This is a genomic window from Roseovarius sp., assembly GCF_048262375.1.
In the GTDB taxonomy this organism is placed as follows: Bacteria; Pseudomonadota; Alphaproteobacteria; order Rhodobacterales; family Rhodobacteraceae; genus Roseovarius.
This window is the reverse complement of the sequence record NZ_JBLXFE010000008.1, coordinates 157,719-184,493: the sequence shown is the minus strand read 5'-3', so window position 1 is coordinate 184,493 and position 26,775 is coordinate 157,719. Positions and strand designations below refer to the sequence as shown.

Here is a 26,775-nt window from a genome sequence, read left to right as displayed (position 1 = left end):
GCGCCGCCGAGGCCGCCGAGTTGGGCCTTGCCGAACAGATGGCACGGGTTGAGCGCTCGCTCATTGTTGCGGCGCTCGGGCGACAGAACGGGCGCGCGGCACAGGCCGCAGTGGCCCTGAAACTGCCGCGCAAAACCTTCTATGACAAGCTCACCCGCTATGGGATTCGGCCCGAAGATTACCGCCGCTGAGCCCAGAGAAATTTGTGCGAAATTCCGCACACATCCCGAGTCGCTTGTGTGAAATACCGCACAAGCCATGCACCCGGCGCAAACCTGCCCGCCTGGTTTTGCCGTGCAACCATTTGTTAACCTGTCACAAAATGAGCATCTTGCCTGAGAATCATACAAATTCTTGAGCGGAGAACTGCTTTACCTCACCATGACGTCACCGTGCCCGGCTTGGGCACAGTCACACCATGACCACTTGGGAGGAGACCCACATGAAATTCCTGACCGCTGCCGTCTCGGCACTGGCTCTGACCGTTGGCGCAGGCGCCGCTATGGCCGCTTGTGAAGACGGCGAAATCGTCGTCAAGTTCAGCCATGTCACCAACACCGACAAACACCCCAAGGGCATCGCCGCCTCTTTGTTGCAAGCCCGCGTCAACGAGGAAATGAACGGCAAAATGTGCATGGAGGTGTTCCCCAACTCCACACTCTATGACGATGACAAAGTGCTTGAGGCGATGTTGCAGGGCGATGTGCAACTGGCCGCACCCTCGCTGTCAAAGTTCGAAAAATTCACCAAGCAGTTCCGCCTCTTCGACCTGCCCTTCCTCTTTGCCGATGTGGCCGCCGTTGACCGCTTCCAAGGCTCCGAGACAGGTCAGGCCATGCTCGATTCGATGCAGCGCCGTGGCCTTCAGGGTCTGGCCTACTGGCACAACGGCATGAAGCAGATGTCAGCGAACAAGCCGCTGCTCGAGCCTACGGACGCCAATGGCCTCAAGTTCCGCGTGCAATCTTCGGATGTGCTTGTGGCGCAGATGAACGCAATTGGTGGCAGCCCCCAGAAAATGGCCTTCTCCGAGGTCTACGGCGCGCTGCAACAGGGCGTTGTCGATGGGCAGGAAAACACATGGTCCAACATTTACGGGCAAAAGTTCTTTGAGGTGCAGGATGGCACCACCGAGACCAACCACGGCATCATCGACTATCTCGTCGTGGCCAGCGTTGATTTCCTCGACAGCCTGGAACCCGATGTGCGCGATCAGTTCATGACCATCGTCAGCGAAGTGACAGAGGCTCGGAATGCGGAATCCAGCCGCGTCAACGAAGAGGCCAAGCAGGCGATCATCAATGCTGGCGGCGTAGTGCGTCAGCTCTCTCCGGAACAGCGCGCCAAATGGGTCGAGACAATGAACCCCGTTTGGGACCAGTTCAAGGAGGACGTGGGTCAGGAAAACATCGACGCCGCCGTGGCTTCGAACTCCAACTCCTGATCCGGCCTTAAATGGTGCGGCCCGCCGCCAGAATGGCAGGCCATTGATCGCATCGGGCGGGTTTTCAAGTGACCCGCCCGAAGTGCGATACCCTCAGCAAAATTAGGAATGGGACGATGCAGCACAAGACAGGGCTAATCGACCATATCGAAGAGACGGTGATCGCCGCTCTCTTGGGGCTGATGACACTGTTGACCTTTGCCAACGTCGTTGCCCGATATGTGTTCAACATGAATATTCTCTGGGCGCTCGAACTGACCGTGTTCATGTTCGGTTGGCTCGTTCTCTTGGGTGCCTCCTACGCGGTCAAGAAACACGCGCATCTGGGCGTCGACGCAGTGATCAACCTGCTCTCCGAGCCGATGCGGCGGCTGGTCGGCCTCTTGGCGGTCGCGGCCTGCTTGATCTTTTCACTGCTGCTGCTCAAGGGCAGCTATGACTATTGGGCGGTCTTTGCCGACCTGCCGCCCACCTCCGGTCGCTGGTTTCCAACGGGCTTCGACACCTCCGCCCGCTCCCAGAGCTTTTACGAGGTGCAGGATGTGCCCATGCTGGCCGTGTTCCGCTTTCTCGAAGACCTGATCAACTATGGCGACGCCTACGAAAAACTGCCCAAGGTGGTGCCCTATTTCGTGATGCCGCTTTCGGCCTTTCTGCTCGTCCTGCGCTTTACGCAAGCTGCCATCGCCATCTGGACGGGTCGGAGCGAGCGCCTGATTGCCAGCCACGAGGTTGAAGACGAAATCGAGGAACTCCGCGCCGCCCATGCGCGCGACACCAAAGGAGGCCAAAACTGATGGATGTCGCTCTGCTCTTCACCATGGTCGTCGGCCTGATGCTGATCGGCGTGCCAATCGCCATCTCGCTCGGGCTCAGCTCTACAATCTTCATGCTGATCTATTCCGATACCTCGCTGGCGTCGATTTCAGGCACGCTGCTCAACGCCTTCGTCGGGCATTTCACTCTGCTCGCTATTCCCTTCTTCGTGCTGGCCTCGTCCTTCATGTCCACCGGCGGCGTGGCGCAGCGCATCATCCGCTTTGCCATCGCTTGCGTCGGCCACCTGCCCGGCGGCCTCGCAATTGCCGGGGTTCTGGCCTGTATGATGTTCGCGGCGCTCTCGGGCTCGTCCCCCGCCACCGTGGTCGCCATCGGTACCATCGTCATCGCCGCCATGCGCCAATTGGGCTACACCAAGGAATTCGCAGCGGGCGTAATCTGTAACGCGGGCACGCTCGGCATCCTCATTCCGCCCTCTATCGTCATGGTGGTCTATGCCAGCGCCACGGATGTTTCTGTCGGACGGATGTTCCTTGCAGGGGTGCTGCCGGGGCTCTTGGCCGGGTCGATGCTGATGATCACCATCTATGTCATCGCCAAGATCAAGAACATGCCCAAGGGCGAATGGCGCGGCTGGCGCGAAATTTTCGACAGCTTTCGCGACGCGGCATGGGGGCTCTTGCTGATTATCATCATCATGGTGGGGATCTATGGCATCCCCGGCATCACCGGTGCGATCTTCACCCCGACCGAGGCCGCAGCGGTGGCGGCAGTCTATGCCTTCTTCGTCGCCTCCTTCGTCTATCGCGATATGGGTCCCCTCGCACGCGGAGAGGGTCAGGCACCGCTGGCGCTCTACCAACGCCCCACGGCGCTTGTCACCGCCTTTTTCCACCGCGACACCCGCAAGACCCTGTTGGATGCGGGCAAGCTCACCGTGATGCTCATGTTCGTGATCGCCAACGCGCTTATCCTCAAACATGTGCTGACCGAGGAACAAATCCCCCAACATATCGCCAACGCCATGCTCGGCGCGGGGCTGGGGCCGGTGACATTCCTCATCGTGGTCAACGTGATCCTGCTCATCGGCGGGCAGTTCATGGAACCCTCTGGCCTCTTGGTGATCGTGGCTCCGCTGGTCTTTCCCATCGCCATCGAGCTTGGGATTGACCCCATTCACCTTGGCATCATCATGGTGGTGAACATGGAAATCGGCATGATCACCCCGCCCGTTGGCCTCAACCTCTTTGTGACCTCCGGTGTGGCAGGCATGCCGATGATGGCCGTGGTGCGGGCATCCCTGCCCTTCCTCGCTGTGCTCTTCGTGTTCCTGATCATCGTCACCTATGTGCCATGGATCTCGACCGTTTTGCCCAATGCGGTGATGGGCCCCGAGGTGATCATCAAATAGACACAACAAGGACGGATCAAACCGTTCCCCCTGACCACGCGGGCCCCGGCCTGCGTGGTTTTTTTTGTCCTCTCGCGATTACAGCTTGAAAGCGCGCGACACCACGCTACCTGCCCGTCCGGCACGGGAATTCCTTTACCCCGCCACATTTCGGCGTTACCCAAAGAACCGTAGCCCGACAGGAGAGATGCGCGTGATATCAGACACCCTCAGCGTTGAGCGCGACGCCTTTCTCTCCGCCATGCGACAGGTGGCGGCGACGGTGACCGTCGTGACAACCGACGGGGTCACGGGCCGCGCGGGTGCCACGGTCAGCGCCTTTTCCTCGCTCTCGGCTGACCCGCCTTCGGTTCTGATCTGCCTGCGCACCGACAGCCGCATCGCCCGCGCGGTAATCGAAAACGGCGCCTTCTGCGTCAATGTCCTGTCCGAGGACGCGGTCGAGGTCGCCCGCGCCTTTGCCGGCCCCTCACCCGAGAACCCGGCGGCTCGCTTTGACGGGCTCGATATCACCCCCCGTCCCGAAGGCCCGGTGCTGCCGCGCGCCACTGCCTTTTCCTGCATGCTGACCGACCGCATCATCCATGGCAGCCATGCCATCTGCATCGGCACGGTCACAGCCCTCACCAATGCCGGGCAAAAGCCGCTGACCTATCTCAGCGGTGACTACCATATCGTGCGCCCGCACGGAAACTGACCCCCCGCACCATCTTGGCGAAAATACTCAAACCCACCGCTGGCCAAACCGCGGCGGCCCTGCCATATCTGCGCCAAGCACAGCCAAGGAGCCGCCCATGACCCGCATCATCACCACCCTCAAGGACATCGCCGCAAATTACGATGCGCTCTTTGTCGATCTCTGGGGCTGTGTGCATGACGGGGTGCGCGCCCTGCCCGATGCCGTGGCGGCCCTACAGGCCTATCGCGCGGGGGGCGGCATCGTCGTGCTTGTCACCAACTCGCCACGCGCGCGTGCTGGCGTCGAGAAACAACTCGACAGCTTCGGCGTGCCGCGCGACGCGTGGGACACCATCGCCACCTCCGGCGACAGCGCCCGCGCCGCGATGTTTCAGGGCGCCGTCGGCGAAAAGGTCTGGTTTGTCGGCCAACCCGTCGATGAACGTTTCTTCGATCCACTTCACCTGATCGAGAACCCCGCCCCCATCACCTGCGTTCCCTTGGAAGACGCCGAAGGCATCATCTGCGTCGGGCCTTTCGATCCGCTCCGCGACCCCGCCGAGATGCGGCCACAGTTTCTATACGCTAAGCAAAAGGGCCTGAAACTTCTCTGCGCCAATCCCGACATCGTGGTGGACCGGGGCGAGGTGCGCGAATGGTGTGCGGGTGCACTGGCGCGGCTCTATACGGAAATGGGCGGTGAGAGCCTCTATTTCGGCAAACCGCATCCGCCCATCTATGACCTTGCCCGCCGCCGCCTTCTGTCTCTGGGGCGCGATGTCGAAAATGCCCGCATCCTTGCGATCGGGGACGGGGTTCATACCGACGTGGCCGGAGCGACGGGCGAGGATATCGATTCTCTCTTCATCTCCGGCGGCTTGGCCGCGTCTGAGACCAAAACGTCGCACCAGCCCGATGAGACTGCGCTAAGGCACTACTTGGACAAGGAAAAATCAGAACCCACCTACGCGATCGGATTCTTGCGCTGACAGAAATCACTTGATTTTTCTGCATCTGCAAAGTAATAAAGTTCCAACTTTGGTCAAAATATCGGCCAATAATTACGCACCAAACCTGTTGGAGGGGCGAATGTTGGACAACATGCCGCGCGGCACGATCTGTATCGAAGACATCGAGATGGGGATGACCCGCCATCTGCGAAAGGTCGTCACCGACCGCGACATCGAGATGTTCGCCGAGGTTTCGACCGACCGCAATCCGGTGCATCTTGATGACGATTACGCGCAGGACACCATCTTTGAGGGACGCATCGCACATGGCATGCTGACCGCCGGGCTGATTTCAGCGGTTATTGGCGAACAACTGCCCGGCCACGGAACCGTCTATATGGGCCAAACCCTCAAATTCCTCGCCCCCGTGCGTCCCGGCGACATGGTCCATGCAGAGGTCGAGGTGATCGGCATCGACCACGGCAAACGCCGGGTGCAACTCGACTGCCGCTGTCTGGTCAATGGCAAGAAGGTCCTGATCGGCGAAGCCACGGTTCTCGCCCCCTCGCGCAAGTTCGATTAACCACCCTTGCGCGCGATACGCGCTGACAGCATTCTGCCTGAATGAACGCATCACCCACTTGGGGCGTGGTCGCCACGATCAAGGCCCCTGCCCGCGACATCCTCAATTTCGCCGCCCATCATCTCGATCTGGGTGCCCGCCGGGTGCATGTCTATCTCGACGCGCCAAACGAACAGGCTGAGGCAGCATTGCGCGCCCATCCAAAATGCCGCGTGATCCTCTGCGACGACGACTATTGGCGCAGACGCACTCGCAACGGTCGTCCGGAAAATCACCAGCCGCGCCAGAGCATCAACGCCACTCATTGTCTCAACAAACGACCGCAGGTCGATTGGCTCGCCCATATCGACGTCGATGAGTTTCTCTGGTCCGCCAGCCCGCTCGCGGCGCAGCTGGCGCGGCTCTCCCCTGACACGATCAGCGCCCGCGTCCGCCCCATCGAGGCGCTGGCACCCGAACCTTACAAAAAAGACGCTGAACCTTACAGATGTTACAAGTCCTGCGCCCTCTCACAGGCCGAGCGACGTGCCCAGACCAACGCGATCTATCCCACCTACGGCCCCTATCTGAACGGCGGTTTTCTCAGCCATGTAGCGGGCAAGGTGTTTGTCCGAACCGGCTTGCCAGACATCAGTCTTCGCATCCATAATGCATTTAAAAACAAGATTTTATGCGACGATGTTGAAGAATTACATGAACTGAAACTTTGCCACCTGCACGCCGCCACATGGGATCAGTGGCTGGCCGCCTACCGCTATCGCCTCAGCCACGGCTCCTACCGTGCCGAACTCAAGCCCGCGCCGCACTCTGACGGCTATGCCCTTAATATGCATGAGTTTTTTCAAATGTTAGAGGCCGAAGGGGGCGAATTGGCCCTGCGCAAGTTCTTCACCGAGGTCTGCACCGCCACCCCCGACCTCTGCCATCGGCTTGCCGATCACCGGCATCTCCACAGCCTCAATCTCGACCTCGACACCAAACGCACTCTCCACTTTCCAGAACAAGCATAAGTGTTTCCAAATAAAGGACAATAATCTGATCTTAGCCCGGTATCCCTGCCAAGAATCAGCGACGCATTGACGCTGACCGCGTTCTCAGGTAAATGCTGCGCAGCGGGTCATCCATGTGGAGAACCACAGGCCCATGAGGGGCCCGAACCCGCGCCAGACGTACGGGCCAAGATTGTGTCCGTAAACCACGGATACACATGACAAAATTTTCTGATCTGAACCTGAATCCCAAGGTCCTTAAGGCCATCGAAGAGGCCGGTTACGAAACCCCGACCCCCATTCAGGCCGAAGCCATCCCCCATGCGCTTGAGGGCCGCGATGTCCTCGGCATCGCCCAGACCGGCACCGGCAAAACCGCCAGCTTCACCCTGCCGATGCTTTCGCTTCTGGCCCGTGGCCGCGCCCGCGCCCGCATGCCCCGCAGCCTCGTGCTTTGTCCCACCCGCGAACTCGCAGCTCAAGTGGCCGAGAATTTTGACACATATTCCAAGCACTTAAAGCTCACCAAGGCGCTGCTCATCGGCGGTGTCAGCTTTAAGGAACAGGATAAACTCATCGACAAAGGCGTCGATGTTCTGATCGCCACACCGGGTCGCCTGCTCGATCATTTCGAGCGCGGCAAGCTGTTGTTAACGGGCGTTCAAATTATGGTCGTGGATGAAGCCGACCGCATGCTGGACATGGGCTTTATCCCTGATATTGAACGGATTTTCAGCCTGACGCCGTTTACTCGTCAGACGCTGTTCTTCTCCGCCACCATGGCGCCCGAGATCGAGCGGATCACCAACACCTTCCTGTCGAACCCCGCCCGGGTCGAGGTCGCGCGACAGGCAACCGCATCCGAAACCATCGAGCAGGGCGTGGTGATGTTCAAACCCTCGCGCCGAGAGAATGCTGACAGCGAAAAGCGCAAGCTTCTGCGCGCATTGATTGACCGTGAAGGCGAATCCTGCAGCAATGCGATCATCTTTTGCAACCGCAAGATCGATGTGGATGTGGTCGCTAAGTCATTGATGAAATACGGTTATGATGCGGCACCGATCCATGGTGATCTTGAGCAGAGCCAACGGACACGCACTCTCGACGGGTTCCGTGCAGGCACGCTGAGGTTTCTTGTGGCCTCCGACGTGGCCGCCCGCGGTCTGGATGTGCCAGCCGTCAGCCATGTGTTCAACTTTGACGTGCCCAGCCACGCCGAGGACTATGTTCACCGCATCGGCCGCACCGGTCGCGCGGGACGGGCCGGTAAGGCATTGATGATCTGCAATCCGCGCGACGAAAAGAACCTTTCGGGCGTTGAGACTTTGATTCAAAAGGAAATTCCCCGAGTCGAGAGTCCGGTGACCTTTGGCGCTCCGACGACCGACGCAGAGGCCCCGCAAGGCAGCGACGACCGCCCCGCCAAGCCGCGCCGTGCCCGCAGCACCAGTCGCAGCCGAGGCAAGTCCGAGGCTGTACAAAAACCAACAGAAATCATCCAGGAAGCTGTCACTGAGGCTCCAACTCAAGACGAAGCACTCCCCGAGCAGCAAGACCGCCGCAATGACCGTCAACAAGACCGTCAAAACGAGCGTTCACAGGATCGCGGCCCGCGCCAAGGTGGCGGTGCCTCTGGGGGTCGTGGACGCCAAGACCATGGTGGCGGTCCGCGCGTTGTCGGTCTGGGCGATCACCTTCCCAGCTTCATCGCGCTCAGCTTTGATGAACGTCGTGCTAGCTAACTATCTATTTTAAAATGTTTTATGACTTGGGTGATCCACGCAGGGTCACCCGCACACTTGCACGGATTCGAAAGTCAATTATTGCGTGTAGCGTCCGATCCGATCCAAGGAAGAGGACAATCAGCCATTGCTTTGAACGCGCTCTAGCGCGCGATCACGATATCCGCACTCAATCCACCCATGCGCGCGCTTTCGCCCAAACGCAGAGTGCCGCCATGCGCCCGCGCCACATCCAACACGATTGACAGGCCCAAACCCACCCCCATACCACGGTTCTGATTGCGCGCGGGCTCAAGCCGGGTAAATGGCTTGATCGCGTCACCTCGGCTGTCAGGCGGAATCCCTGGCCCATCGTCTTCGACCCTGATCCGCAACGACTTATCCGTCATGACGACCGAGACTTCCGCCCGCGACCCGTAGCGCACAGCATTGTTTATCAGATTTTCAACCGCTCGCCTGATGTTATCGGCCCGCAGGAGAATTTCACCTTCTCCGCGCAACTCCCCCAGATCCACAGGCACCTGCGCGCGTTGCGCATCCTTTACAATCTGGCGAACGAGGGCAAGCGGATCAACCGGAGTCGCCTCGCCTTCATGTGCGCCGCGCGCAAATGCCAAAAACCCATCCAGCAACTTTTCCATATCAACCACATCCCGGAGCATTGGCGCGGCCTCTTCGTCGTCCAACATCGCAAGGCTCAATCGAAGCCGCGTCAGAGGCGTTCGCAGATCATGGCTGACCCCCGACAACATCAAGGTTCGCTGCTCGATTTGTCGCTCTAGCCGCGCCCGCATGTCGAGAAACGCATTGCCTGCAGAACGCACCTCTATGGCCCCTGCCGGACGATAGGGCACATGCCGACCACGTCCAAACGCCTCAGCGGCCTCAGCCAAGCGCGTGATGGGCCGGAGCTGCTTGCGCATGTAAACATATGACACCACCGTCATCAGAATTCCGTAAAATGCCAAGTTTACCAGCACTTGATAGGGTCGGCGTGCGGACACTCTGCGGCGGTCAAACACAAGTTGCGTTACCGCATCATCTTGTTGAAAATACAAAACGACATATCTGCTGTCCGCCAGCGAGACCCGCTCCAAATCGGTGAAATATTCTCGCAATTCACGAATGACCACGCTCCCTGACAGGTCAAACCAGTCCTGATCATCGGCCTTTGGAACCTCTGAGACGGGAACGCGCCGCCTTTCGATTTCGAGCATATCGGCAATCGTGCGGCCCTCAGTCTCAGCCAACACCAACCGAATCTCTCTTGCCACGGTCTTTACCATCTGTTGGGTGACATCATCGAACAGTCGTTGGATAAACACCACCGACACCACTAAAAGCAACGTGATCACTGGCAACAATAGAATAAGAACCGCACGCCCATACAGGCTTCGGGGCATATAGGGTTTGAGCCATCGAACCGACATGGTTAAACCTAGCCGCGTGCGTTGCCAGAAGGAAGAGCCATGCAAGCGGATCAAGGAAAAAGGCCACCCGTGGGGCTGGCACAGGACCTGGGGCGCGACATCCGTCGTATTTTGGCTCCCAACCCATCCGCAATGACGTTCTGGGGGACAAATACCTATCTACTGGGTACGCGACAGCTGGCAGTGATTGATCCCGGCCCGGATGATACATCGCACCTGATGGCCATATTGGGCGCGCTCGGCCCCGGCCAGAGCATCAGCCATATATTCGTGACACATGCGCATCTCGACCACGCGCCCCTCGCGGCACGCCTCTCCGCTGAAACAGGTGCGCCAGTGTTCGCCTATGGCGATGCCAACGCGGGCCGAAGCCCAGTGATGCAACGCCTCGCTGAAACTGGCATGATCGGAGGCGGGGAAGGTGTAGACGCAGGCTTTTCCCCGGATCTGCTGCTCTGTGATGGTGAAACCGTAACGGGCGACGGCTGGCAGCTCACCGCACATTGGACGCCGGGTCATTTTGGCAATCATCTGTGCTTCGCCGTTGGGGACATAGTGATGACCGGTGATCTCGTTATGGGTTGGGCCAGTTCGCTGGTGTCCCCCCCGGATGGGGATTTGACCCAGTTCATGGCATCCTGCGCGAAAGTGAGAACGCTCAACGCGACACGTTTCCTCCCCGGACACGGCGCACCGATTGAGTCTCCGGCCGCGCGAGTTGAATGGTTGATATCCCACCGCCAAGCGCGCGAGATTGCGATTCTCGACGCCCTGCGCAACGCTCCAAAGACAGCCACTCAAATTGCATCCGATGTCTACGCGGACACTCCCCTCAACCTCCTTCCCGCCGCAGGCCGCAATGTCCTCGCGCACCTTATTGATCTTACTCAGAAATCACGGGCGCGCGCAGTAGATCACCTGCACGCAGACGCAATATTCGAACTTGTTCAGCCTGTTCTAAAATCGAATTAATTTTTGTCATAAAGCCTCTGGACCTCTCCGAGTCCCATTGCTATACGGCGCACGTGTTCCGGCGTAGCTCAGCGGTAGAGCAGTTGACTGTTAATCAATTGGTCGTAGGTTCGATCCCTACCGCCGGAGCCAAAAATCTCAGGTGAAGCAATAAATTAGCTTAAACCGCTCTACGCGGGCTTGAGGGGTTTTGGCATTCGCGCGACATTCGACATGACAGTTTTGACGCGAATGAAATGATTAACGAGACTTACGAAGCTCGCTTGGCCTTTGGCGATCTGGTTAACCTGTCAGGCGGCGCTACGGCACTGGATTTCTTTTCGGATATCAAACTGTCCCGACGAGCGCAAAGCGCAGGCGGGGTGGCAGCCCGCCAATTTTTTACCTCTCAGCAGAATCATCCAGCCTTGAGGTGAATATTTCCGTTGAGATCGGGCGAACAACTGATCCACCACCTCGATTACTCTAAAAAACTCTCTTAACGGCTGAGTAATCCATGCCTGTCTGACTTTGACATCAGTTCCGGCACATATTTGGACTTCCATACCTTTATGCCCAAAACAAGAAACCTGCGGCATGGTCGACCGTATATCAGTTGAATGTGCCTTAATCCTTGCCCGTCCCGTGCTTTCGTTTATCAAGAACGCGCGCAAGAATGAGAACAATAGGCATGCCAAAAGATACCTCGACCGTACCGCACACCCCGAATGTCAAAGACGCACGGGACTGGGTACGCATTTTATCGACCTACCGCGACCCTAGTCCGACTCGTAGTACATTCGAGCTTTGCGTGACACTTGGTCCTTTCCTCCTGCTTTGGGCGGCGGCGTGGTGGTCCTTGTCGATCAGCCTTTGGCTGACACTCGCGCTCTCATTCGTCAATGCGGCGTTCCTGTTGCGCCTCTTTGCCATCCAGCACGATTGTGGCCACGGGGCATTTTACAAAAGCCGCAACCTAAGTGATTGGCTAGGCCGCGTGATTGGTGTGCTGACCCTGACCCCATATGATGTGTGGCGGCGCGCCCATTCGATCCACCACAGTTCGGCGGGCAATCTCGGAAGACGGGGCATTGGCGACATCACCACCTTGACTGTCACCGAATATCGCGCGCTTTCACCACTCAGACGCTTTATGTACCGCCTTTACCGCCATCCTATCGTGATGTTTGGCTTGGGGCCGGGGTATCTCTTTTTCCTGCAAAATCGCCTGCCTATGGGGCTGATGGCGCAATCCCGCTATTGGATCAGCGCCATGGCCACCAATGCGGCGATTTTGGCTGCTCTTGGGCTAATCCTCTATTTCGGCGGACTGATGCCGATCCTGCTGATCTTCGTGCCAACGACGCTTTTGGCAGCAACTGCCGGTGTCTGGCTTTTCTACGTGCAGCACCAATTCGAGGACACTCATTGGGAAAACGATGCCGAGTGGGATTTGCACGACGCCGCCCTGCATGGCAGCTCGCATTATGTTCTGCCTGCCGTTCTGCAGTGGCTGAGCGCGAATATCGGCATTCACCATGTGCATCACCTCTATAGCCGCGTTCCGTTTTACCGGCTGCCCGAGGTGTTGCGAGACCATGCGGCCCTCGCCGATTTGCATCGTCTCACGATCCGCCAGAGCTTTGCCACCGCACGGCTGCATCTCTGGGACGAGCGTAGCAAACGGCTGATTTCGTTCTCGAACCTGCCAGCAATTCCCTGATACTCAGAGAGCCCGGTTAAAGGGGACCTAGATCCCGCATGTGCGATGAAGGCGTGCTTCTATCTTGAACATGCCCGACCCAAATCGCCCGCAAGGCGTAAGCCCCGTAGCTGCGGCAGCCTGCATTCACAACGGTGAGCCACCAATAAGGCCACTCGACGCCAAGCGGGCGGTTCATCGGCTTTTGAATCAGATCATTTTCACGATGTGGTGGCAAATTAAAGCGCATTGCACGCCGCCCGCCAATGAGGATGCAATCGGTCTCCGGCAATGTAAGCGGAAGGCCGGACTGTTTAAAAACACTCAACACCAGCCACATCTAGGTGAGTCGTATCAAAATCAGTCCACGCGCCAAAGTCGGCTCAGGCATTTTCCTGTCAGAGATCGCGAAACTGTGCCTCTTGACGGGCTGTCCAGCGGACCGTCAGATCAAAGCCATCGTCTGTCTGTTTCTCTGTCTCGACCAATTCTTTCTCAAACAGCCATGCACGTTTGCGGCCATCAGCAAAGCGAAGGTGCAGCGCCGTCTCATGGGTCACATCCATGAGTTTTGCACCGATTGCGGCAACCAGATCGTTGATGCCCTGCCCCGTGATCGCAGAAATTGCAAACACATCCTCTTGCCGTGCGGCCTGAGTCACCGCCGCATGGCGCGCGTCTTCTGGCAATCGGTCAATCTTGTTCCAGACCTCGATCTGCGGTGTCTTATCGCTCACCCCGAGGCTCTCAAGAATACTTGCTACATCCCTCGCCTGCGAGACTGTTTCAGGGTGCGAGATATCGCGGACATGGCAAATCAAATCTGCCGACAGCACCTCTTCCAACGTGGCTCGAAACGCCGCAACCAGTTCGGTGGGTAGGTTACTGATAAAGCCCACAGTATCAGACAGGATGACTTCCGGTCCGCCTTCGGGTAACGACACACGACGCATGGTCGGGTCAAGCGTTGCAAACAGCATATCCTTAGCCATCACATCCGCCCCGGTCAGACAATTGAAGAGGGTGGATTTGCCTGCGTTGGTGTAGCCGACAAGCGCCACAATCGGAAACGGCACCTTGGCACGGGCGGCGCGGTGCAGGGTCCGGGTTTTAGCAACCTTTTCCAATTGGCGACGCAGACGCACAAGTTGATCATCAATCGCGCGACGGTCCGCCTCGATTTGGGTCTCGCCAGGACCACCCACAAAACCAAGCCCACCGCGCTGTCGTTCGAGGTGCGTCCAAGCCCGCACGAGGCGCGTGCGCTGATAGCTGAGTGCCGCCATTTCAACCTGTAAAACACCTTCGCGGGTGGCGGCGCGATCGCTGAATATCTCAAGAATGAGCCCGGTGCGATCAAGGAGTTTCACATCCCAAGCTTTTTCGAGATTGCGCTGTTGAACGGGCGTCACAGGGCCGTCGATCAGCACAAGCTCAACCTCTTCAGCCTGCATAGCCTGCTTCAGTTCCTCAAGCTTGCCCTTGCCAAATAGCCGACCCGCATCGGGTTTTCGCAGGCGCACCACATCGGCCCCCACCACGTCAATATCGGGCAGCGCCTGAGCCAAGGCCACGGCTTCTTCGAGAGCAAGCGCAGGATCACGGGGGCGGCTGGTACCTGCAATCTCGGGGTGGATTACCCAAGCCCGTGTGATCGGGCGCGCATGGTCCATCAATTGGCGTCGTCACCATCATAGAGATTGACAGGCTGCGACGGCATGATGGTTGACACCGCATGCTTATAAACAAGTTGCGACTGACCGTCCCGGCGCAGCAGAATGCAGAAATTGTCAAACCAAGTGATCACACCCTGCAACTTGACCCCGTTGATTAGAAAAACTGTCACAGGAATCTTGGTCTTGCGAACCTGATTGAGAAATGCGTCCTGCAAATTTTGTCGATCAGAAGCCATGCGTCTTCCTGCCTTTTTTTATTGCGCGCACCGCGAACCGGCGCGAGGGGTCTTTCATACACAAAAGAGTATGTCTTGCCCGTGCAGGAGTTTCCAGCCCAAAAAGTAAAATCATTCCAATCCGCGGCTCGCAACGGCAATGGTCCCCTAGTCGCGCCAAATCGACGGATTGAGCAAAGCAATAAGGGCCAATGTTTCCAGTCGCCCCAGTACCATCGCCATGGCATAGACCATTTTTGCCCCTGCGCTGAGTTCCAGCAAGCGGATCGGCGCATCGCTCGCGGTCAGTATCAGCGGCCCAGTCGTCGACAGACCCGATATCGCGAGAATCAGAGCAGATTCCAAACCCTGGCCAGTGAGTGTCAAAAGCGCTGTGACAAAGGTCAGGGACATGGCGAACAACATGAAGAAAATCCATGCGATATAGGCCCCTTGCCGCCGAATACGGCGCCCAAGCCCCGCTGCGCGCCCAACCGACGACGGGTGCACCAGACGTTCGGTTTCACGTCGCGCATGCAAATAGAGCGCATAAACCCGGAGCAGCTTGACCCCCCCCGCCGTGGTCGCCACCCCGCCACCGATCAGAGACAGCCCCAGCAGAACTAGGCCCGGTGTACCCAAACCGGACCAAGCACGCGCCTCATGCCAATCCGCGCTCTCGAACCCGGTGGTTGACAGGAACGACAGCACGGTAAACACCGCCCCCCACAGCGCCCGAAGCGCAAGACGCCAGTCAGAGGTCTCCTCGATCCCCAAGACGGCGATCCAGTGGCGTAAAAACAGCATCAGCGGCACGCCGATCAGCAAAATGAGCCCGAGCCGGAATTCCGGGTCGTTGGCCACGCCCGGGCGCGCAGACGTGATCGTATCTGACGAGAAGGTGAGCCGCGAAAGGGCGAAAAAGAGAAAAAGGAAAATCGCGAACTCACCGGCAAAGCCCGATGCACCATTCTGCAACCCGCCGATTGAGGAAATCCCGCTGGTGGCCATCGTCGACATGGCATGTACTGCTGCCACAAAGGTACGTTCGCCACCTATCATGAGGATTATCCACAGCGCCGCCGTCAGCCCGATATAGACCGGAGCCAGAACTGCCGTGGATTGCGCCAAACGCTTGGCTGGGGTTGCCCGCTCGAACCGGCCCAAAACCGTCGCGTCTTGCCCCGGCTCGGCACGGGCAGTCACCTCAAAGCCACCAAGGCTGAGCGGCGCAAGTACCGCAGAAGCTGAAATCCAGATCAGAAGCCCTCCGCCCCAGCCAACCAGTGCACGCCACAGATGCAGGCTGTCCACCAGACGGCCTTGGGCGTCAAAAAGCGTGGCGCCGGTGGTCGTAAAGCCGGACACCATTTCGAAATAGGCATTGAGAAAAGTGGTATTACGCACGCCCCCGTAAAACGGCACAGCAAGAAAGAGCGGCAAGAGCACATAGGCCAGCAAGAGCGACATCAGATTTTGCGTGTCGCTCATCCGCTGATCCGACCGCCCCGACAGCGCAAGGCCAATGATGATCACAAGCGCCAAACCGATAATGCCGGAAAAACCAAAGGCACGCGCCACGCCGCTGTAGCCGCGCATGCCCGCGTCAATCGCTGGAAGGAGCATCATCAACGCGGCGACCCCGGCGAGGATCAGGATCAGAGGGAATGTCAGAAGCCGCGCGATCATCGTTCAGAAAAAGTCTATCGAGACCTGCAACAGCTGTTCGACCGCCGCCACATCCGCCGCCATTGCAAAGATAACGATTACATCGCCCGCCTCGACACGCAGGCCACCCGCAGGCTTGTGTATCTTGTTACCCTTGCGAACCGCCCCGACCAGAACGCCCTCGGGGAAATCAATATCGCGGATCGCCGCCCCCGCGATGGAAGAGGTCGACATTACCTCGGCCTCGATCACCTCGCCTTCAGCGTCGCCTATGGAATAGACACCACGCACCTTACCGTGACGGATATGGCGCAAGATTGAACTGACGGTCGTCGCGCGCGGGTTGATATAGGCATCAATACCCAAAGGCTCTAGCAATGGCACCATGGTCGGGTCGTTGATCAATGCCACAGCAAAGGGGCACCCTTCGGATTTGGCGCGCACGGCCGCGAGCATGTTGGTCTTGTCATCATCGGTCACGACCAGAACTGCATCGGCCCGCGAAATTCCCGCCTCCGCCAATAAGGCCGCGTTAAGGCCATCACCATTCAGAACGATGGTCCGTTCCAGTGCATCCGCCGCACGCTCGGCGTGTTGGCGGTTTTTCTCGATCACTTTGGTACGAATACGGCCGCCCGGCCGTTTCTCCAGCGACTGCGCCACCGCCAGACCAATATTGCCGCCCCCAATGATGACCACGCGCTCTTGTTTCTTTTGCGATTTTCCGAATACTTCGAGTGTACGCGGCACGTCCTCAATCGGCGCGAAGAGGTAGCATTCGTCGCCCTCAAACAACTGATCCCCGGCCTCAGGCGCAAAAAGCCTACCCTCACGGCGAACCGCAAGAACCACCACCCGCAGCGTCGAAAAGAGATCACTCAATTGCCGCAGCGGCGTATTAAGCACCGGGCAATCCTCTTCGAGCCTGATCCCCATGAGCTGTGCCTGACCGCCCATGAAAATTTCGGTATCAAACGCAGCAGGCGCCGCCAGCCGTTGCAAGGCGGCCTGCGCAACCTCGCGCTCGGGGCTGATAACCACGTCGATTGGCATATGATCGCGCCGATAGAGATCAGAGTAAATCGCATCAAGATAAGACTGGCTGCGTAGCCGAGCGATCTTGCGACTGATACCAAAAACCGAATGCGCCACCTGACAGGTGACCATGTTGACCTCATCGGAATAGGTGGCCGCAATGATCATGTCAGCATCGCGCGCACCCGCACGGTCCAGCACATCGGGATAAGACGCAAAGCCGGTGATACCCTGAACATCGAGTGTTTCAGTGGCACGGCGCACCAGATCGGGATTGTTGTCTACGACCGTAACATCGTTACGCTCGCCCGAAAGATGCCGTGCTATCTGCCAGCCCACCTGACCGGCCCCGCAGATGATGACCTTCATCGTCTTTGCCTCACCTTGACTGAACCTGCTGCATGACAGATGGTCCCGGTTCGGTCAATTGCCTTCTCCATCAAGGGCCGGGTGCGCGGAATGATCCGTCCAACCAGCCTTCAATGTCCGCAAGCTCGGGGGTAAGAGCTATGGCGACACCACCTGAGAACTCTGCAAAGCGCGGCGCATTGAGAGCGTTGACGCCAACCAGCACCGGGACATCACGCGCCAACGCCTCGGCGATGAAATTTCGAAATCCCCGGCCCTCGGCCTCGTGCTTGCCAAATTTATTGACGATCACCAGATCACAGCCCTCGCTAAGCTGCGCTTCGGCGGCGGCCACCGCCAACTCCAATGCCGATGGATCGAGCCGACAGCCGCGCGCACCCGGCCCAAGGCTCTGAGATATGCGGATCACCGGCCCGTCGGGCAGAATTTTGACATCCATATCGCAGGGCCTATCATCGCCACAGTTGGTATTGACCTGAACCGTGCCGCACAGACGCAAGCCCCGCGCCTGAGCCGCACGCGCGACATCAAGCAGCAATAGATCTGTCTCTCCCCGCCCCTCGGCCATGACATAGGCGATCCGCATAGGCCCTGCTCTTTCTTGTTCAGACCGTCAGGCGGCTGATGATCACCGTCACTTCAGGCCGCTTGCCGATTTCGGTCTGCGCACTCTGACGTGCAACGCGGCGCAACCCCTCTTCCAGTTTGTCGTCGTCGGTCAGAGTTTTGGCCCCTGCGCGGCCCATAAACTGCGCCAGATCTTCCTCAAGCACATCCACAAGCGGTGCGCGTGAGCGACCCGTTTCGGATAGGCCCATTACCTCGACCCAAGGTTCGCCCAATGGTTCGTCTTCTTCATCAAGGATGACATTGATCATGACATGGCCATTCAACGCCATGCGAATGCGGTCGCGCACAACACCGTCCAGCGCGCCCACTTTTACCGACCCGTCCAGATAGGTGCGGCCCGTCTCGATATATTCGGCAACCTTGGGCGCATTGCCGCTCAGGTCTATCATCATGCCATTCACGGCCAAAACACCTTTAAGCCCGTTGGTCTTGGCCAGTTTCACATGCTCACGCAGATGCCGATGCTCGCCGTGCATGGGAATGACCATCTGCGGCTTGATCAATTTGTGCATCTCATTCAGATCAGGCCGGTTGGCATGGCCCGAGACATGATAGCGCTCATCGCCCTCGACCACATCGACGCCCATTTCAGAGAACTGGTTGATGATGCGAATGACGCCGCGCTCGTTGCCGGGAATGGTCTTGGAGGAAAACAGGAAGGTGTCGCCATTCTTGAGGGTGATGCCGTTGTATTTGCCGTTCGCCAGTTGTGCACTCGCCGCGCGCCGCTCACCTTGGCTGCCCGTAACGATCAGCATCAAGTTCTCGCGCGGCACCGAGCCCGCCTCTTCCGGACTGATGGTCTTGGGAAAGCCTTTTAGCACGCCTGTGGCCTGCCCCGCCTCAATCATCCGCTGCATCGCACGCCCCATAAGGCAGATCGAACGGCCCGCCCGCTCGCCGGCTTCGGCCAGCGATTTGATGCGCGCGATGTTGCTGGCAAAAGTGGTGCAGACAAACATACCTTTGGACGCCGCCACCAACTCAGTGATCGGGGCACCCACGGTGCTTTCGGAGCGGCCCTCGTGATGACTGAAAACATTGGTGGAGTCGCAGACCAGCGCCTTGACGCCCGGCTCTGAGAGGCTGGCCCAGAGATCGCGATCAAACGGCTCTCCGACCACGGGATCAAGGTCGATCTTGAAATCGCCCGTATGTACGATCCGTCCACCAGCACTATCGATCACCAGACCAGAGCTTTCGGGAATGGAATGTGACGTCGGCACAAAGCCCACGGAAAAAGGTCCAGCCTTCACCGTCTCGGGCCACGGCGAGACGGTCTTGACCGCCTTATCGGAGTGGCCATACTCCTCCATCTTGCGCCGCGCGATATTGGCGGTAAACGCACGGGCGTAGACCGGCGCGCCAAGCTGTTCGTAGTAATGCGCCACAGCACCGACGTGATCCTCATGTGCGTGGGTTACAAAGATCGCTTCCAACTGCCCCTTGTGCGCCTCAAGCCACGAAATGTCAGGCAGGATCAGATCGACACCGGGTGTCCCGTCCATGTCCGGAAAGGTCACCCCCAAATCGACGAGGATCAGCCGTTCCTTGCCGGGTTTACCATAGCCATAGACATAGGCGTTCATACCAATTTCACCCGCCCCGCCGAGGGGCAGGTAGATAAGTCGTTCACTGCTCATGGGGCGTCAGCCCTCCTTGTTATACGCATGGATGACGGTCAGGCCGTGCATCGTCAGATTGTCCTCGAACATGTCAAATATGTCCGTTCCCTGCTGGAAGAGAGGTGCCAGCCCACCCGTTGCTATCACCGTCATGGCGCGGCCGCGTTCGGCCTTTATGCGTTCACATAGACCATTGATCAGCCCGACATAACCCCAGAATACTCCCGACTGCATGCAATCAACGGTATTCGTTCCGATCACACGTTCAGGCTTGGTTACGTCAATATGTGGCAGCGCTGCGGCTGCTTCATGTAGAGCTTGGAGCGACAAGTTCACCCCCGGTGCGATGACACCGCCGATGTAGGCACCATCGCTGTCGACCACGTCAAAGGTGGTGGCCGTGCCGAAATCAACCACGATAAGGTCACCACCATGGAGATCAAACCCCGCCACTGTATTGACAAGCCGATCCGGGCCCACTTGTGTGCCCGTATCCACCCGCACATCAACCGGAAGGCGGCACTCGGGCTTGCCCACCACCAAGGGTCGGCAATTGAAATAACGATCAGAAAAGACCCGTAGATTAAACACCACACGCGGAACAGTCGAAGATATGATGACCCCGGTGATCTCGGCCTTGATACCATAATGGTGCAGCAAGGTCTTGAACCAAACGAAATACTGATCGGCAGTGCGCTGATGATCCGTGGCCGTCCGCAGGGTGCAAAGGAACTCTTGCCCATCCCAGATTGAAAACACCGTATTGGTATTACCGCAATCAATTGCCAAGAGCATGCGTCCGGCCCCTTTTCGTCAGAAGAACACCTCGGCGGCGGCAATCGTCTGTCGCCCCCCTGCGGTCAATAGAACAAGATTGCCGGCCTCGTCCACCGTCTCAAACGTGCCCTCATATACCTCACGCGTTGTGCGGGCAGTAATCACCTGACCCAGCCTTGCGGCCCGCGCCAACCAAGCAGTGCGTATAGGGGCAAAGCCATAAGTTATGAACTGCGCCTCCGCCCGCGCATAGGCAGAGGCGAGCAGGTCCAGAAAATCTTCGGGATCAACGTCAATTCCGGTCTCGGACAAGAGCGACACAGGGCGCAGCCCGCCCGCCTCGACCTCGGACATCTCCGGCGCGTTACGCAAGTTGACACCGATGCCGATGGCGAAATGGCTGAGGCTCCCCCCTGCCCCGGCACTCTCCAGCAAGATCCCAGCCAACTTGCCGCCGTTCAGCAACACGTCATTGGGCCATTTGAGGGCAAAGACCTCGGCCCGCCCGGTCGCAGCGACAAACGCCTCGAAGAGCGCCAGCGACGCCACGAAAGATCGCAGCGCCACGCGGTCCGGGCGCTCGGTCGGGCGCATGACCAACGTCGCAGCAAGATTGCCGGCGGGGTTGACCCAGGCCCGCCCCCGCCGCCCGCGGGCGGCCGTCTGCTGATGCGCAAGAATCCACTCTGGTCCAGTCAGAAAAGGCGCGATGCGCGCGGCCTCTGCGTTGGTGCTGTCCACCGAGGTCAAGATCCGCCGCCCATAACCATCGGGCCAGTCTGATTTATGATCCATGTTCACTTTGCTCCAACTCGTCAAGATCGCTGCTCGGTCTCAATCCCACCATGGACCGTGATGCCGTCCGCTCCGACCCAGCCGTTCAAACCCGTGATGACCAAACATATCACGTTGCGCCTGAATGATATTGGCACTGCCATGACCCAACCGCATGCTGTCATACCATGACAGGCCCGCAGAGAGTGCTGGCACCGGATGGCCACCATGCATTGCGCTGCAAACCACCTGCCGCAGCGATGGAATGCAGCGCGCCAACGTTTGCGCAATCTGAGGTGCAAGGATCAACTGACCCTGCGGCAGATGCTGATCGAACGCTGCGGCGATGTCATCGAGCAGAGCAGAACGGATGATGCAACCCGCCCGCCAGATGCGAGCAATGGTTGCGGGATCAAGGGACCATTCGTACTCTTCGGATGCTGACGCCAGAATTCGAAACCCTTGGGCATAGGCCAGGATGCGCGCGGCGAGAAAGGCCTCTGCCAGAACCTCTGGCGTGCCGTCGAACGCACCCACTGCGCCTCCGAGGATGGTCTCGGCCCGCTGCCTCGTTGCCTTTTCAGAAGACCAGCCACGCGCGCCAACCGCAGCCTCGATCATGCTGGCCGACTGTCCCATTCGCAGCGCCTCAATCACGGTCCAGCGTCCAGTACCCTTTTGCCCCGCAGCGTCCTTGATGACATCGACCATTGGATGGCCTGTTTCAGGGTCGGTATAGCTCAAGAGCCGCGCTGTAATCTCGACCAGATAAGACTTGAGCGGGCCACGATCCCAGTCGGCAAAAAGTGCTCCAATCTCGGTGGGGGCCAAGGCGGCCCCATTGCGCAAGAGGCTGTAGATTTCAGCGATGACCTGCATGTCGACATATTCGATGCCATTGTGAACGGTCTTGACGAAATGCCCCGCCCCGTCCGGTCCGAGATGCGCCACGCACGGTGCCCCCTCATAGCGGGCTGCAATAGCGGTCAATACCGGCTTCAGTTGTTGCCAACTATGAGCGCTGCCGCCCAACATCATAGATGGGCCATGGCGCGCGCCAGACTCGCCGCCGGACACCCCCATACCAACAAAATGCAGATCGCGTTCGGCCAGTTGCGCAGTGCGGCGGCGGGTGTCATGAAAATCGGCATTTCCACCATCGATGACAGTGTCCCCCGGAGCGAGCAACGGGGTAATCTCATCAATCATCGCATCCATCGGGGCACCGGAGGGGATCATGAAGAGAATAACACGCGGCGGCGTCAGGGCCGCTATGAACTCTGCCAGCGTCGTATAAGGATGCAACCGCGCTGCCAAATCCCCAGCCTCGGAGATAAAGGGGGCGATCCAATCGGATTCGCGGTTTGTTACCGCGACGTCAAAGCCATGCTCCGCCATATTCAACGCCAAGGCACTGCCCATGGTGCCCAGCCCGTAGATACCGATCTGCGCCATGCCCCCCCCTGATATCGCTAACAGCTCAAATTCAGGCTAAGCGCTTTGGCGACAGAATTGCAAGCGTCCGCGCTATCAGACTCCGAGACACCACCGCATGATGGCCTTTTGCGCATGCAGTCTATTTTCGGCTTCGTCAAAAATCACCGAAGCCGGGCCGTCCATCACCTCTGACGTCACCTCTTCCCCACGATGCGCGGGCAGGCAATGCATGAAAAGCGCGTCCGGCTTGGCGGCCGCCATCAGCTTGTCATTGACCTGATAGGCACGCAGCATGTTGTGACGGCGTTCCTTGGTGGATTGGCTATCGTGCATGCTGACCCATGTATCCGCGACCACCAAATCGGCCCCCTCAACCGCCTTGAACGGATCACGTTCGATCGTAATCGTGCTTCCAGCCTTGCGCGCAAGACCAATAAATTCGGACTCGGGATCAAGCTGCATTGGCCCCGTAAAGGTCAGATCAAATCCGAATTGCCCCGCCGCATGCAGGAAAGAAGCACAGACATTGTTGCCGTCGCCGGACCAGACCACTTTCTTGCCCTTGATCGGCCCACGATGCTCTTCATAAGTAAGAATATCGGCCATGATCTGGCATGGGTGGGTGCGGTCAGTGAGACCGTTGATGACAGGCACATCGGCGTGTTCGGCCATTTCCAAAAGGACGGATTCATCAAATGTGCGGATCATGATCAGATCGACATAGCGGCTCATCACTCGGGCTGTATCGGCAATGGTTTCGCCGTGGCCCAGTTGCATATCAGCCCCAGAAAGCACCAGAGTCTGCCCGCCCATCTGACGCACCCCCACATCAAAGGATACCCGGGTCCGGGTCGAGGGTTTTTCAAAAATGAGCGCCACCATGCGCCCGGCGAGCGGCTGTTCATCATCGGGCGTGCCGCGCGGACGGCCCGCACGCGCCTCTTTCATGCTGCGCGCCTGATCAATCATCATCCGCAGATCGGTGTCAGAGGTTTTATGGATGTCGAGGAAATGGGTCATGGTCGGATCGCTTCTTGCTGGAATGTCATGCGGGGACCATCCCCCGCCCCCGCCCCCGCGGAGTATTCTGAGAACGATGAAATCATGCGGTTTCAAGCGCGGTTGCTGCAGCGTCAAGACGGGCCACGGCCTCGGCGATTTCGTCATCGGTGATGTTGAGCGGAGGTAGAATTCGCAGCACATTATCGGCCGCAGGTACCGTCGCAACGAGTGCTGCGTACCCGGCACTTACAACATCTGTGTTAGGTACGCGACACTTGAGACCTACCATCAATCCCAAGCCGCGAACGGCCTCGAATATGGTGGGATGGGCGGCGATCAGCCCCTCGAGCTTCTGCCGCAGGAGACCTGCCTTGCGATTGACCTCGGATAAAAATTCGGAGGTGGCGACCTGCTCCATGACGGCGCAGCCCACGGCGCAGCCCAAGGGATTGCCGCCATAGGTCGATCCATGAGTACCCGCCGTCATACCAGAAGCCGCAAATTCCGTGGCCAGCACAGCCCCAAGCGGAAAGCCGCCACCAATGCCCTTGGCAACCATCATGACGTCTGGCGTCACACCTGCCCATTCATGGGCAAAGAGCCGTCCCGTGCGCCCCATGCCGCATTGCACCTCGTCCAAAACAAGCAAAATCCCACGCTCATCACAGAGCGCGCGCAATCCTTTGAGGCATTGATCGGGCAGCGGACGTATACCACCCTCGCCCTGCACCGGTTCGATCAAAATGGCGGCGGTATTGTCGTCAATCGCGGCATAAAGCGCGTCGTGATCGCCCCAAGGCACATGTTTGAAACCAGGCAGCAGCGGGCCAAAGCCCTTGGTCATTTTTTCCGAGCCTGCCGCCGCAATCCCAGCAGAAGACCGCCCGTGAAAAGACCCCTCAAAGGCGATGATGTCAGTGCGCTCCGGCTGACCTGCGTCATAAAAATGCTTGCGCACCATCTTGACCGCCAACTCGCAGGACTCTGTTCCGGAATTGGTGAAAAACACCGTATCCGCGAAGGTGGCGGCGACCAGCCTATCTGCCAATTCCTGTTGCTTGGGGATCTGATAGAGGTTCGACGTGTGCCACAGCGCGCCGGCCTGTTCGGTCAATGCGGCCACCAACGCGGGATGCGCATGCCCCAAAACATTAACAGCAATACCGGCACCCAGATCCAGAACGCGTCGCCCGTCCGCCTCGATCAGCCAGGCACCCTCCCCCTTGACGAAGGAGAGAGGTGCGCGATTGTAGGTTGGCAGGATCGAAGAGATCATGGCTGTTTCCTTGTCAAATAGGCCCTTTGAGTGCCGTAATGGCGGGGCCAAGTCAATCATTCCGGAGGGCGTTTGAGGAAATTGGCGCGCAGGTACGCACGGATCACGAGAGCAGCGGACGTCAGACGCAGGCGCGTCGGCGTCGGGTCGTTACATATGTCTCACAGGTGATCATGGCCGTGGATTTAACCAGTTTTGCGTGTCAGGGGAAGAGAAATATTGAGTGCCGCCTTGGCTTCCATTGGAACACGCACAGCTCCAAGCCGAGGATGCAAGCGGCGCGCGAGATGCCAACACCCCACGAGACCAATCCCGGATACTGCAAAAACACCCGCTAACGGCGCAACCAGCAAGACCAGCCAAGCCGCCCCTGGCGTGAGAATGCCGGACACATCGCGGAAGCTTGCATAGATTGCGGACATCTCGGTGCGCTCTGAGGGCTTGACAGCCATCAGAAACGGCAACCCCGCCGATACATCCAGTAAAACCAAAAAAACCGACGCGCAGCCGAGGCTGGCGATAGTCAGCCAAGGCAGACCGCTGAGCACAGCGCCAAAAACAAAGAGCAGCCCTGACATCAGAAAACCCGCCCTCACAGCGTGGCGGATCGAATGACGCTGCATCCACCGCAGCATGAGCGGTGTCAGAAACAGCATGCCGTTTGAGACAGACAGCAGCATCCCCCCCAAATCTTCCCCCAGCCCCTGCTCGACGGCAAAGATTGGCAGATACACCACATAAGCCCACCAGCCGCAGGACCGTATCACCGCGAAAACCCATCCAGCCACCAGCCGCGGCTGAGCAAAGAAGCGGGGCAGCCAAGCCAAGGGATTGGGCGCTGGACGGCGCGCACGGGTAATCAGCCGCCCATTGCCAAGCCGCATATAGAGGAAAAGCCCCATCATGGTCAGCGCTGCCGCAGCCGCCATAATGAACGGCAGGGGTCGCCAAATCCCCAGTAGGGTCACACCCAACCAAGGCCCCATTGTCCAACCAAGCGCGCTGTAGAACATCCGAGATGTCTCGCAACGGCCGAGCTCGGTCTTGGCGATGTAATCGAGCACATAGGTGTTGAAACAGACAAAGATCGTCACTGTCGCCGCCGTGATCAGAGCCAATGCGCCGATCATGCCCAGTGCGCCGCCCTGTGCCCCCAAGGTGGCACCGCCAGCGAACATCGCGCAACCGCTGACATAGATCCAGCGGCGCGGCATGAAGCGAGACACAAACGGCACCATCAAGCCAGTGATAAGTGACAGGAGACCCACCATAAAATAGACTTCAGAGACCAGCGCCGCATCCCGCAGCGCGCGATACATTTCAAGCGGCATCACCGAAATAAGGATACCACGCGCCATGGCCTCGGTGCCTGCGAGCATGGCAAAGCCGCGTACAGACGGGGCAGGAGCATGACGGAGCCATTCGGGAATGCGGCGCTGATGCATGATGTCGGTCCATTTTTCGTCATGCAGATCACGGATGAAGCATGCGTGATTGGCAAACGACGACATCCTGTCGTTTTTGGAGTGATCATCGTGAAATTTTAAAAGTTCGCACAAGGTGCGTCTGCCTCTGCCGGGTTTCTGACTGTGCGGTCACATCCGGAGTTTTTGCTGAGACAACGTCCGGAA

General features: G+C 58.6%; 24 protein-coding genes and 1 tRNA gene. 12 read left to right on the top strand and 13 right to left on the bottom strand.

The window, feature by feature from the left end; all coding sequences use genetic code 11:
• The 9 genes from ACN0SW_RS11335 to ACN0SW_RS11295 all read left to right on the top strand — a co-directional run.
• A partial coding sequence (locus ACN0SW_RS11335) for a helix-turn-helix domain-containing protein (protein WP_417728035.1) occupies positions 1 to 191 on the top strand: 191 nt, incomplete at its 5' end.
• A 251-nt stretch (positions 192 to 442) separates the two neighbouring features.
• Entirely contained in the window at positions 443 to 1,444 is a 1,002-nt protein-coding gene (locus ACN0SW_RS11330; RefSeq protein WP_417728034.1) for a DctP family TRAP transporter solute-binding subunit, read from the top strand.
• Between the two features lie 116 nt (positions 1,445 to 1,560).
• Positions 1,561 to 2,241 (top strand): TRAP transporter small permease, encoded by a 681-nt coding sequence (locus tag ACN0SW_RS11325; RefSeq protein ID WP_417728033.1) that lies wholly within the window; start codon positions 1,561 to 1,563, stop codon positions 2,239 to 2,241.
• Positions 2,241 to 3,635 (top strand): TRAP transporter large permease, encoded by a 1,395-nt coding sequence (locus ACN0SW_RS11320; protein ID WP_417728032.1) that lies wholly within the window; start codon positions 2,241 to 2,243, stop codon positions 3,633 to 3,635. Before ACN0SW_RS11325 ends, ACN0SW_RS11320 begins: the two co-directional genes overlap by 1 nt.
• A 193-nt stretch (positions 3,636 to 3,828) precedes the next feature.
• Entirely contained in the window at positions 3,829 to 4,332 is a 504-nt protein-coding gene (locus ACN0SW_RS11315) for a flavin reductase family protein (RefSeq protein WP_417728031.1), read from the top strand.
• Between the two features lie 97 nt (positions 4,333 to 4,429).
• The gene (locus ACN0SW_RS11310) at positions 4,430 to 5,302 is read left to right on the top strand and encodes a TIGR01459 family HAD-type hydrolase (protein WP_417728030.1); all 873 of its coding nucleotides are present in this window, start codon (positions 4,430 to 4,432) and stop codon (positions 5,300 to 5,302) included.
• Between the two features lie 100 nt (positions 5,303 to 5,402).
• On the top strand, positions 5,403 to 5,846 hold the full coding sequence (locus ACN0SW_RS11305) for a MaoC family dehydratase (protein WP_037244112.1): 444 nt from the start codon (positions 5,403 to 5,405) through the stop codon (positions 5,844 to 5,846).
• A gap of 41 nt (positions 5,847 to 5,887) precedes the next feature.
• Positions 5,888 to 6,856: a glycosyltransferase family 2 protein gene (locus ACN0SW_RS11300; protein ID WP_417728029.1), complete on the top strand. Its 969-nt coding sequence runs from the start codon at positions 5,888 to 5,890 to the stop codon at positions 6,854 to 6,856.
• 197 nt (positions 6,857 to 7,053) lie between these two features.
• Positions 7,054 to 8,577 (top strand): DEAD/DEAH box helicase, encoded by a 1,524-nt coding sequence (locus tag ACN0SW_RS11295; RefSeq protein WP_417728028.1) that lies wholly within the window; start codon positions 7,054 to 7,056, stop codon positions 8,575 to 8,577.
• Positions 8,578 to 8,720: 143 nt separating this feature from the next.
• On the opposite strand, the gene ACN0SW_RS11290 is transcribed toward ACN0SW_RS11295, so the two are convergent.
• Complete coding sequence (locus ACN0SW_RS11290) at positions 8,721 to 10,007, bottom strand: ATP-binding protein (RefSeq protein ID WP_417728027.1); 1,287 nt, start codon at positions 10,005 to 10,007, stop codon at positions 8,721 to 8,723.
• 39 nt (positions 10,008 to 10,046) lie between these two features.
• On the opposite strand from ACN0SW_RS11290, the gene ACN0SW_RS11285 reads away from it, so the two are divergent.
• The 3 genes from ACN0SW_RS11285 to ACN0SW_RS11275 all read left to right on the top strand — a co-directional run bounded on the left by ACN0SW_RS11285 (position 10,047) and on the right by ACN0SW_RS11275 (position 12,681).
• The gene (locus ACN0SW_RS11285) at positions 10,047 to 10,979 is read left to right on the top strand and encodes an MBL fold metallo-hydrolase (protein ID WP_417728026.1); all 933 of its coding nucleotides are present in this window, start codon (positions 10,047 to 10,049) and stop codon (positions 10,977 to 10,979) included.
• Between the two features lie 57 nt (positions 10,980 to 11,036).
• Positions 11,037 to 11,111: transfer RNA gene (locus ACN0SW_RS11280), tRNA-Asn, on the top strand.
• 538 nt (positions 11,112 to 11,649) lie between these two features.
• Positions 11,650 to 12,681: a fatty acid desaturase gene (locus ACN0SW_RS11275; protein ID WP_417728025.1), complete on the top strand. Its 1,032-nt coding sequence runs from the start codon at positions 11,650 to 11,652 to the stop codon at positions 12,679 to 12,681.
• A 377-nt stretch (positions 12,682 to 13,058) separates the two neighbouring features.
• On the opposite strand, the gene hflX is transcribed toward ACN0SW_RS11275, so the two are convergent.
• From hflX to ACN0SW_RS11215, 12 genes are all read right to left on the bottom strand, one after another.
• Complete coding sequence (gene hflX, locus ACN0SW_RS11270; RefSeq protein WP_417728024.1) at positions 13,059 to 14,333, bottom strand: GTPase HflX; 1,275 nt, start codon at positions 14,331 to 14,333, stop codon at positions 13,059 to 13,061.
• On the bottom strand, positions 14,333 to 14,572 hold the full coding sequence (hfq, locus tag ACN0SW_RS11265; protein WP_008283145.1) for an RNA chaperone Hfq: 240 nt from the start codon (positions 14,570 to 14,572) through the stop codon (positions 14,333 to 14,335). The genes hflX and hfq overlap by 1 nt, the downstream gene beginning before the upstream one ends.
• A gap of 147 nt (positions 14,573 to 14,719) precedes the next feature.
• Complete coding sequence (locus ACN0SW_RS11260; protein WP_417728023.1) at positions 14,720 to 16,240, bottom strand: TrkH family potassium uptake protein; 1,521 nt, start codon at positions 16,238 to 16,240, stop codon at positions 14,720 to 14,722.
• Between the two features lie 3 nt (positions 16,241 to 16,243).
• Positions 16,244 to 17,623: a Trk system potassium transporter TrkA gene (trkA, locus tag ACN0SW_RS11255; protein ID WP_417728022.1), complete on the bottom strand. Its 1,380-nt coding sequence runs from the start codon at positions 17,621 to 17,623 to the stop codon at positions 16,244 to 16,246.
• Positions 17,624 to 17,693: 70 nt separating this feature from the next.
• A complete protein-coding gene (locus ACN0SW_RS11250) occupies positions 17,694 to 18,209 on the bottom strand; it encodes a DUF2478 domain-containing protein (protein ID WP_417728021.1) in 516 nt (171 codons plus the stop codon).
• A 19-nt stretch (positions 18,210 to 18,228) separates the two neighbouring features.
• Positions 18,229 to 19,896: a ribonuclease J gene (locus ACN0SW_RS11245; protein WP_417728020.1), complete on the bottom strand. Its 1,668-nt coding sequence runs from the start codon at positions 19,894 to 19,896 to the stop codon at positions 18,229 to 18,231.
• A 6-nt stretch (positions 19,897 to 19,902) separates the two neighbouring features.
• Positions 19,903 to 20,673: a type III pantothenate kinase gene (locus tag ACN0SW_RS11240; protein ID WP_417728019.1), complete on the bottom strand. Its 771-nt coding sequence runs from the start codon at positions 20,671 to 20,673 to the stop codon at positions 19,903 to 19,905.
• 18 nt (positions 20,674 to 20,691) lie between these two features.
• Positions 20,692 to 21,450: a biotin--[acetyl-CoA-carboxylase] ligase gene (locus ACN0SW_RS11235; RefSeq protein ID WP_417728018.1), complete on the bottom strand. Its 759-nt coding sequence runs from the start codon at positions 21,448 to 21,450 to the stop codon at positions 20,692 to 20,694.
• Positions 21,451 to 21,489: 39 nt separating this feature from the next.
• Positions 21,490 to 22,884 (bottom strand): NADP-dependent phosphogluconate dehydrogenase, encoded by a 1,395-nt coding sequence (gndA, locus tag ACN0SW_RS11230; protein ID WP_417728017.1) that lies wholly within the window; start codon positions 22,882 to 22,884, stop codon positions 21,490 to 21,492.
• A gap of 75 nt (positions 22,885 to 22,959) precedes the next feature.
• The gene (gene argF, locus ACN0SW_RS11225) at positions 22,960 to 23,886 is read right to left on the bottom strand and encodes an ornithine carbamoyltransferase (protein WP_417728016.1); all 927 of its coding nucleotides are present in this window, start codon (positions 23,884 to 23,886) and stop codon (positions 22,960 to 22,962) included.
• Positions 23,887 to 23,968: 82 nt separating this feature from the next.
• Positions 23,969 to 25,144: an aspartate aminotransferase family protein gene (locus ACN0SW_RS11220; protein WP_417728015.1), complete on the bottom strand. Its 1,176-nt coding sequence runs from the start codon at positions 25,142 to 25,144 to the stop codon at positions 23,969 to 23,971.
• A 185-nt stretch (positions 25,145 to 25,329) separates the two neighbouring features.
• The gene (locus ACN0SW_RS11215; RefSeq protein ID WP_417728040.1) at positions 25,330 to 26,589 is read right to left on the bottom strand and encodes an MFS transporter; all 1,260 of its coding nucleotides are present in this window, start codon (positions 26,587 to 26,589) and stop codon (positions 25,330 to 25,332) included.
• Positions 26,590 to 26,775: the final 186 nt, after the last annotated feature.

Bases quoted from the DNA above. Each gene is read 5' to 3' on its own strand.
- ACN0SW_RS11245 (WP_417728020.1), bottom strand. From the start codon at position 19,896: ATGAGCAGTGAACGACTTATCTACCTGCCCCTCGGCGGGGCGGGTGAA.
- ACN0SW_RS11305 (WP_037244112.1), top strand. From the start codon at position 5,403: ATGTTGGACAACATGCCGCGCGGCACGATCTGTATCGAAGACATCGAG.
- ACN0SW_RS11325 (WP_417728033.1), top strand. From the start codon at position 1,561: ATGCAGCACAAGACAGGGCTAATCGACCATATCGAAGAGACGGTGATC.
- ACN0SW_RS11285 (WP_417728026.1), top strand. From the start codon at position 10,047: ATGCAAGCGGATCAAGGAAAAAGGCCACCCGTGGGGCTGGCACAGGAC.
- ACN0SW_RS11290 (WP_417728027.1), bottom strand. From the start codon at position 10,007: ATGTCGGTTCGATGGCTCAAACCCTATATGCCCCGAAGCCTGTATGGG.
- hfq (WP_008283145.1), bottom strand. From the start codon at position 14,572: ATGGCTTCTGATCGACAAAATTTGCAGGACGCATTTCTCAATCAGGTT.
- argF (WP_417728016.1), bottom strand. From the start codon at position 23,886: ATGACCCATTTCCTCGACATCCATAAAACCTCTGACACCGATCTGCGG.
- ACN0SW_RS11330 (WP_417728034.1), top strand. From the start codon at position 443: ATGAAATTCCTGACCGCTGCCGTCTCGGCACTGGCTCTGACCGTTGGC.
- ACN0SW_RS11275 (WP_417728025.1), top strand. From the start codon at position 11,650: ATGCCAAAAGATACCTCGACCGTACCGCACACCCCGAATGTCAAAGAC.
- trkA (WP_417728022.1), bottom strand. From the start codon at position 17,623: ATGAAGGTCATCATCTGCGGGGCCGGTCAGGTGGGCTGGCAGATAGCA.
- gndA (WP_417728017.1), bottom strand. From the start codon at position 22,884: ATGGCGCAGATCGGTATCTACGGGCTGGGCACCATGGGCAGTGCCTTG.
- hflX (WP_417728024.1), bottom strand. From the start codon at position 14,333: ATGGACCATGCGCGCCCGATCACACGGGCTTGGGTAATCCACCCCGAG.
- ACN0SW_RS11320 (WP_417728032.1), top strand. From the start codon at position 2,241: ATGGATGTCGCTCTGCTCTTCACCATGGTCGTCGGCCTGATGCTGATC.
- ACN0SW_RS11220 (WP_417728015.1), bottom strand. From the start codon at position 25,144: ATGATCTCTTCGATCCTGCCAACCTACAATCGCGCACCTCTCTCCTTC.
- ACN0SW_RS11260 (WP_417728023.1), bottom strand. From the start codon at position 16,240: ATGATCGCGCGGCTTCTGACATTCCCTCTGATCCTGATCCTCGCCGGG.
- ACN0SW_RS11235 (WP_417728018.1), bottom strand. From the start codon at position 21,450: ATGGATCATAAATCAGACTGGCCCGATGGTTATGGGCGGCGGATCTTG.
- ACN0SW_RS11240 (WP_417728019.1), bottom strand. From the start codon at position 20,673: ATGCTCTTGGCAATTGATTGCGGTAATACCAATACGGTGTTTTCAATC.
- ACN0SW_RS11310 (WP_417728030.1), top strand. From the start codon at position 4,430: ATGACCCGCATCATCACCACCCTCAAGGACATCGCCGCAAATTACGAT.
- ACN0SW_RS11215 (WP_417728040.1), bottom strand. From the start codon at position 26,589: ATGCATCAGCGCCGCATTCCCGAATGGCTCCGTCATGCTCCTGCCCCG.
- ACN0SW_RS11300 (WP_417728029.1), top strand. From the start codon at position 5,888: ATGAACGCATCACCCACTTGGGGCGTGGTCGCCACGATCAAGGCCCCT.
- ACN0SW_RS11295 (WP_417728028.1), top strand. From the start codon at position 7,054: ATGACAAAATTTTCTGATCTGAACCTGAATCCCAAGGTCCTTAAGGCC.
- ACN0SW_RS11250 (WP_417728021.1), bottom strand. From the start codon at position 18,209: ATGCGGATCGCCTATGTCATGGCCGAGGGGCGGGGAGAGACAGATCTA.